The sequence below is a fragment of the uncultured Fibrobacter sp. genome (assembly GCF_937877005.1).
Taxonomy (GTDB): Bacteria; Fibrobacterota; Fibrobacteria; order Fibrobacterales; family Fibrobacteraceae; genus Fibrobacter.
The window spans coordinates 1-6,745 of the sequence record NZ_CALEFV010000330.1 but is presented as its reverse complement, the minus strand read 5'-3'; the positions used below and the strand labels follow the sequence as shown (position 1 = coordinate 6,745).

The 6,745-nt window shown below is 49.8% G+C and carries 5 protein-coding genes; 1 reads left to right on the top strand and 4 read right to left on the bottom strand.

Annotated features, from left to right (window positions below; genetic code table 11):
- The coding region (gene xseA / locus Q0628_RS14600) for an exodeoxyribonuclease VII large subunit (protein ID WP_298772227.1) at positions 1-1,083 on the bottom strand (1,083 nt) is incomplete at its 3' end.
- Positions 1,084-1,109: 26 nt separating this feature from the next.
- Between xseA and Q0628_RS14595 the strand changes: the two genes are divergently transcribed.
- On the top strand, positions 1,110-1,310 hold the full coding sequence (locus Q0628_RS14595) for a type II toxin-antitoxin system Phd/YefM family antitoxin (protein WP_298772225.1): 201 nt from the start codon (positions 1,110-1,112) through the stop codon (positions 1,308-1,310).
- Here Q0628_RS14595 and Q0628_RS14590 read toward each other — a convergent pair.
- From Q0628_RS14590 to Q0628_RS14580, 3 genes are all read right to left on the bottom strand, one after another.
- Positions 1,307-3,049 (bottom strand): hypothetical protein, encoded by a 1,743-nt coding sequence (locus Q0628_RS14590; RefSeq protein ID WP_298772224.1) that lies wholly within the window; start codon positions 3,047-3,049, stop codon positions 1,307-1,309. The genes Q0628_RS14595 and Q0628_RS14590 overlap by 4 nt on opposite strands.
- 10 nt (positions 3,050-3,059) lie before the next feature.
- Positions 3,060-6,134: a glycosyl hydrolase family 28-related protein gene (locus tag Q0628_RS14585; RefSeq protein WP_298772222.1), complete on the bottom strand. Its 3,075-nt coding sequence runs from the start codon at positions 6,132-6,134 to the stop codon at positions 3,060-3,062.
- An 80-nt stretch (positions 6,135-6,214) separates the two neighbouring features.
- A partial coding sequence (locus tag Q0628_RS14580) for an endonuclease (RefSeq protein ID WP_298772220.1) occupies positions 6,215-6,745 on the bottom strand: 531 nt, incomplete at its 5' end.

The following is a 6,745-nucleotide window of genomic DNA, read 5'->3' as shown; positions in this document are numbered from 1 at the left end:
GTGCAGACCTTCGCTGTCGCGGGCGATGCGTTCGCGTTCGCCTCTAAAGATAAACTGCAGGTCTTTTTGCAGGTTGCCCTTGTACAGCGAAAGTTTCATCGCTTCTTTTTGAATAAGGGCGTTCACCTTTTGCTGCAGGCGGTTCCCCTTGTAGGTCAGGTCGCGGTTGACGGAGACAAGTGTTTCTTTTGTCTGTAATGCAATGTTTTGCGCAAGCGAAAGCATACGGTTCCAGCTGTCGGCGACTCGGTCAATCAGACGCTTTGCGGTATCGGTCGGTGTAATGCAGGACTGGTAGGCGACTTCGTCCAAAAGGCTCCGGTCAATTTCATGCCCGATTCCCGTGAATACGGGGAGCGGGTAATTCGCAACGGCACGGCACAAGGCTTCGCTATCGAAAAAGTTCAAGTCGGTCTTGCTTCCGCCACCGCGGATAATGCACACAACGTCCAGTTCTGAATCCTTGGCGAGTTCCTCGAGGGCGGCAAGAACCGTCGGCTCCGTATCTGCGCCCTGCATTTTAGCGTAAGCCGTTTTCACTTTGAAGTTATAAGGCGATTCAGCGAGCTTGGTGGTGAAGTCCTTATAGGCGGCAGTCCCTTCGCCCGTAATCAGACCCACGCGAATAGGGACATCTGCTAGCGTCAATGCCTTGTTTTTTTCGAGCAGGCCTTCAAGTGCTAGCCTCTTTAAAATCGCACTTTTGGTTAGAGCGAGTTCGCCAAGCGTATAGATAGGGTCGATGTCCAGAATCTGCGCCTGCAGCTTGCCGTAAGGCACGTACAGATCGGCTTTGATTAAGAAACTGACCTTGAGCTGATCCTTTAAAACGAATGGCTGTGGGTAATTTTCGACCTTGGCGCGGATCGCTGCAAATTTTGTTGCAAAACAGTACAAGGGAACCGTTGCCAAGGGATTGACGTTCCCCTCTTCGAAATCCGCAATGCTCAGGTAAACGATCTTCGATTTTTCGTTAATCTGGGTAATCACGCCGCGCACCCAAACAGCAGGGGTAGATTCCACCTTCTGCTTCAGGGCTTTCATGTATTGCGTGACGGTGTAGGACTTGTTCTCGGATTCCATGTGGATAATTATACTATTTTTGGAACATGTCTAAAGTCGTCTCAGCCATGGAAGTTCGCCAGAATTTTGGCTCACTGTTGAACCAGGTTTCGCTCAAGGACGAAGAAATCGTCATCGAACGGGCTGGTAAGCCATTGGCCCGCTTGGTCAGTGTAAACGCTCCTGCGGCTGGGCTACTTGATTTCCGTGATATTGGAAAACTCCCTAACCAGGTTTGGGAAGACTAGTCTGTCGCTCCGAGAATCATGATCTTAATCGTGTCGCGCATGGATGGGTCTGCGACACTTTGTGCTATCAGATCTGCGGTTTCGCCTATTCCTGCTTCCTGTGCGATTAAGTAATTCGTCGAAATAACCTGTTCGGAACTGCAGGGCTTAGACTTGTAATCACTGCTGTTATCGATAAAATTGAGCGATGCGCAGGGCACGAACCAGCTGATGTCCGAACCGATGATATCCCAGCTAGAGGTCTTGACCTGTTCCATGAAGAATTCAAACTTCGAGAAATTGATCGTGTCGCCTGCGGTGAACGAAACGGGACTGTTGCTAATTTCTCCGGTTTCGTTATTGTATAGCTGAAGTTTCTTGAGTAGTCCTGGTTGCTGAACCATGGTGTAAAGCTGAAGTCGGTAGCGAAGAGAATCGTGTTCTAGTCCCTGGTCAAGCGGATAGGAATTGAGACGCATGTAATGGAGGTAATAGGGGCCTTCGGGCATGCCCTTCTTGACAACGAACGAGCCGCCGTAGACGCTGCTGATGCTTCCTTGAACCTTTTGATTCTTGTCAAGGATTTCGTAAGTGACGGGACTTGTAAAATCATCATCGGTGTAGTTCTTGATCCAATGTTTTAGAATCAGGGAGTCTCCTATCTTGTAGTCGCCAATCCAGACAAATTGTTCCTGACGCAGATTATACTTGTATTCACCCTGGTCATCCTTGGGACGCGTTCTCTCGAAAGCTTCTCCTGGGTAAGGTATCGAATCGGGATCAGAGAAGTATTCGCCCTGTTCAAGCTTGCGGGCCCTGGTAATTGCTTCAAAAAAGGCGTATGGACCAGTCCAGATGCTAGAGAACTGTTCGGGAGTGACCTTGATGGACCAGTTGACAGAGTCGTTTGGCACGAGCATTGTGTCGAGATTGGCCTCTGAGTGACCAAGCTCGGTCTTGCCATTCATTAGCTGATACTGGGTGATGTTTTTTCCGATGGTCTTGAGGTTCACGCAATAACCTTCGCTAGCCGAGAACTGGATGGAAATCTTATCTGGCGCATCGTCTAGGACAATAATTCCGCGAAGGGTGTCCGTCATTTTCATGTTGGCCGTTTCTTCGGTGCCGGTATATTCATAATAGGATGTGTCAACGACAATCTTGAGTCGCAGACTGGATTTGTCGCTGAATTCTCCTTCGGTTTCCAAGTAGTAGAAGTTGTCCTTGAAAGTGACGAACTGATTGGAATCCTTGAATGTTGCCGAAGTGTCGGAGCCGAGACTGGGAACGAGATAGTTCGTGTAAACGGAATCTTCGCTGAGCGAGTTCTTGCGGACGGCTGTGATTGCCTTGAGGTACTGCCCGTATTCATCCCTGATGCGGAGCTTGTCCTCGAGTATTTCTGATGTCGTCGCATAGACGCGAATGCGGCTGCCTTTCGGAAGTTCTCCGATGAACATCGGGAATGTGGTGGCGGAACTATCCAGATAGAGTTCGCTTTCGTCCATTTTGGAGCTGTCGCCTTTGAACAGTTCCAGATAGATTCTCATGGTGTCGCCAATGACGACCGTATCCTTGTAGTCAATGTCTGCACGAGTACTGAGCGAACTGCTTGACTTGAACGAAGGTACTGACGAACTACTTTCTTCTTCGCTTGCCGAAGAACTGGAGTCGTCGCCACAGGCCGTGAACATGGCCGAGAAGGCAATTGCGCAGGCGAACATGGCAAAATGGCTTTTAAAGATATTCGTGATTCCCATGGTGAATTCCCTAGTTCAAGATGTAGAATTTCTGTTCGGTGGTAAAGGCTTCGCCGATGACGCGCAGAATATATTTGCCGGTCGGGAAGGCTTTAGCCTTGAACTTGAAGTTGATTTTCTTTTCTCCTTCCATGTCGCGTGCGGCGACCGTCAGCATCCTCTTGCCAAATTCGTTGAGGATTTCAATTTGTACGAATTGCGGATATCCGACGGTGAGATCGAAGTTGCATTCCAGTGTATAGATATCGACAATCACCTTGGTCAGGGTGTAACCGCCATCCATCGCTTCGCCTCCGACGGAACGGGAATTGTCAAAGTATCCGACATAGAGGGCGGGGGCAAACTCCTTGCCTGCCGCTGCGGAAGGAAGTGTTGTCGCTCCGGGTTCGACTGCGGTCAGGATGATTGTGTAAAGGTTCGATGCGTGTTTGCGCTTGAAAAATTCCGTAAGCGAGGGGGTGCGTAGGAATGCTCCGAGGGGGGCTTTCGGATTGAGGGTAATAATGCCTAGGAAGTCCGCGTACTTGGTGTCGATGCCGCCGCCAGAATTCTTGCGGATGTTGAACTGTCCGCCGGTCTGTTGAGGCAAATTCGCGGGTGCGTTCTCCCAGGTCAGTTCGTAGTCGGCCCAGTCTGTTCCGAGTTTCTGGTCACCAAAGTTCATGTCCTTGCCCGTTTCCTTCAATCCGAAAATATTGAATTGAACAGGCTTCTTGATGGAATCCGGGTTGAATTGCAGCTTGAGGGCCGCGTCGAATAACGGTCCCGGCAAAGCGGACAGGTCAAATCGTAGGTAAATCTTACCGGCAGATCCGTCCGAAACGTTAGCTATACGAAATTCTGGATCCGTATTATGTGGGCTGTAGTTGTCAAATTGCGAAATCCAGGTGGCTGCGCCTCGTCCGCTTGGAATGTTGTCACCGCTGTTGTCGAGGGTCGTGTATTTCTTGTCGAATACATAGACGCGCCCTGTATCGGAACCGGTCTGGTATCCGTCATCGCCTGTGAAAATGACATTGTATCGTCCACTGGCGGTAAAGGTAACATCCGTTTCGTACGCCATGCTATCCGAGAAAACGACCTTGCCTGGGCCGGAGCCCTTCTTCCAGCGAACGGGAACTTCGCAGAGTCCGTCTCCGCGGCCATCGTCTTCGACCTGACCGTGAATGCGAATGCTGTTCGGTTGGACAAGGAGCATCTCGTTGGGAATGCTTGCAATTGGTTTCTCGTTGGCACCTTGCCTAGGGGCGTAACCGACGAATAGCGGTAAGATGGCACCCCCGTTTTCGGTCTTTTGAAGGTCCTTGCCAAACAGAGACTTGATGTTCGATGCCTGTCTGGATTCTTCGACGATTTTTAGGAAGGGATTGCCGCGAGTCAGTGTCTCGCGGAGACCGCTAATCGAAAGCGAGGAATTGTCGTTGATGAACATCGGGCGGTCTTTCGCCTTGTCGCTTGCGACAATTTCGACTCCGACGAGTTCGGCGTGAGCTTTGTTAAAATTCTGCAGAATCGTGTTGCCCTTCTTGGCCGTCAAACCCAAAATCCAGATAGATCCGCCGTTATTCGTAATCTTGGGGCCTTTGGTGTCTCCGGACATGGTGACCTGGCGTCCCCACAGTTTCTGATAATTTAACTGGATCGTTCCGATGGAAACATCCTCTAGATACACGTCTCCGGTTTTAGTTTCGGCGGATTCGAGCGACTTGACCATCATGTTCTTGAGAAGAATGGTTCGTGTCGAGTTCTGGATAATTCCGCTGCCGAATTCGGAGAATCGTTCAATCGTGAGTTCGTTGAATGCGCCGTTTTCAATGATGAACTTGCCCTTTCCGTCAATGCGTCCTTCGATACCGATAATTTGACGAATTCGGTTCCTGATGTAAATGTCACGATTGATTGTCCAGCGACCGCCAGGTGGGAAGTACAGGGTCTCTGCTCCGTCGTCAATGGCTTCCTGAATGGCCTTCGAATCGTCGGAACCTGTGCTTGATTTTCCGCCATAGTCCCCAGCGATCGTAATCCAGTTGTCCGCCTTCTGCTCGGGAAAAGTCGGTGTCTCTGCAATGGCGATTCGCATGGATTGTTTGGGGCTGTGGCATAGCCTTTGCGTTTCGTGAGTGGAGAATTCAATGATTTCGCCTTGGATCATTTCATCATTGTAGCCTTTTTTCTTGGACTGAATCATGGTCTTATAGCGAGAAACCTTCATGGATCGTGCAAACAGATGCGCCTCGTTTAGGATAGCTGTTGTGGGTTTGCCTTTCTTCTTGTCGTTGTCGTATTCGAGAGTTCCATCGATTAAGCTCATGACGGCCGCATTCCCGTGGTTGTAGACGGCGGGAACATAGCCTTTGGTGCGTAAGGAACGAATAGCGAGGTTCATGTCCTCGTTTTCAAGAGCGAATTTTCTTTGCCCTCCGAGTGAAACATGCTCCAATGTGGCTGTACCGTTTGTACCCTTTGCGTAAATACCGATGTCAAATCCGCGAATCTCAAGATTTTTAAGGAGGAGGGGGCCGATACCTTCGGTGTAACCGATATCGATTCCGTAGACACCGCTTGAATCTCCGGAATAAACCTTGACATTGTTGACCGTTCCTTGGTCTGCTGCATTGAAACGGATGCCGATTGCGCCAGGATTTCCTTTGCCCGTGCGTAAAGTGAGGTCACGGATTGAATTTCTGATCTTGGGAGAGGGCCCTTCCCCCGTAAAGATGACCGGTTTCGGAAAATCTGCGTTGTCAAAGCCATAGGTGCTGTCTGCCAGCTGGATAATCGTTCCTCCCATGCTCTGTCCTTGCAGAATGGTGCGCCTGCAGGAAGTCTGTTCCTTTGAGGTTGTTGGCCATGAAAGCGTTTCTGAAATCTTGTAGATTCCGTGCGGCAGGTAGATGATGTAGTCTCCGTCGGGATGGTCGTTCAGGGCTTTCTGAATGGCTTCGGTATCGTCGTTCTTGCCGTCACCTTTTGCGAAATAAGGATCCTTGGTGACGTTCACGATCTTGGATGCCATCGGAAATTCAACCTGGCCCATAACGGAAACCGTCAAAAAAACAATCAAGAGCGAAAATACGCGGAACATAGTAAACCTCAATATACAATATAAATAAAAAAGGCTCCCCGAGGAGGGCCTTTGGATGAAGCAGAGGTTTTTCCTGCTAGCTATTGCTTACATTTCTCGTACACGAACGGATTGTGGTCTCCCTGTACTTTAAAAATGCGCCGATCCCGCTCGCATTCCTTCTCGGTGACGGGATACATTTTGTCCCAGGCTTCAAAAAGCTTACGGTCCTGTTTGGATAAACTAATTCCATAGGTCTTTTCCATGTAGAAATGTGCGCGGGCGATAATCCCGCGTGCTTCTTCGCGGGGTTGGGCTTTTTTTTGCTTAAAGTCAACGATTGTTTTGCATTTGCCGTACATCGGTTCCGGATTGTTGGTCCACTGACTGTACATAAAGTTGTTGCGGTCACCGTTGATTTCTCCGATGGCGGGCCATAGATTGTGCATGTCGCCCTCCATTATTTTGAAGGTTGTATCGTTCATGCTGCAATTCTTGCGGCCGCCGTCCTTCCAGCAGGGGAGAAAGTGCCCCATGTTGTGGGCAGTTACCATGTGCTCCCATTCGATAGATTCGGCTCGCTTGAAACTCTTGCGGTTGGGGTTGTTTCGTGGTGCAAAATCGCAGGTGGT

What these genes read in the sequence shown, in the direction of transcription:
- Q0628_RS14595 (WP_298772225.1), top strand. Translation starts at nt 1,110, where the DNA reads ATGTCTAAAGTCGTCTCAGCCATGGAAGTTCGCCAGAATTTTGGCTCA.
- Q0628_RS14590 (WP_298772224.1), bottom strand. Translation starts at nt 3,049, where the DNA reads ATGGGAATCACGAATATCTTTAAAAGCCATTTTGCCATGTTCGCCTGC.
- Q0628_RS14585 (WP_298772222.1), bottom strand. Translation starts at nt 6,134, where the DNA reads ATGTTCCGCGTATTTTCGCTCTTGATTGTTTTTTTGACGGTTTCCGTT.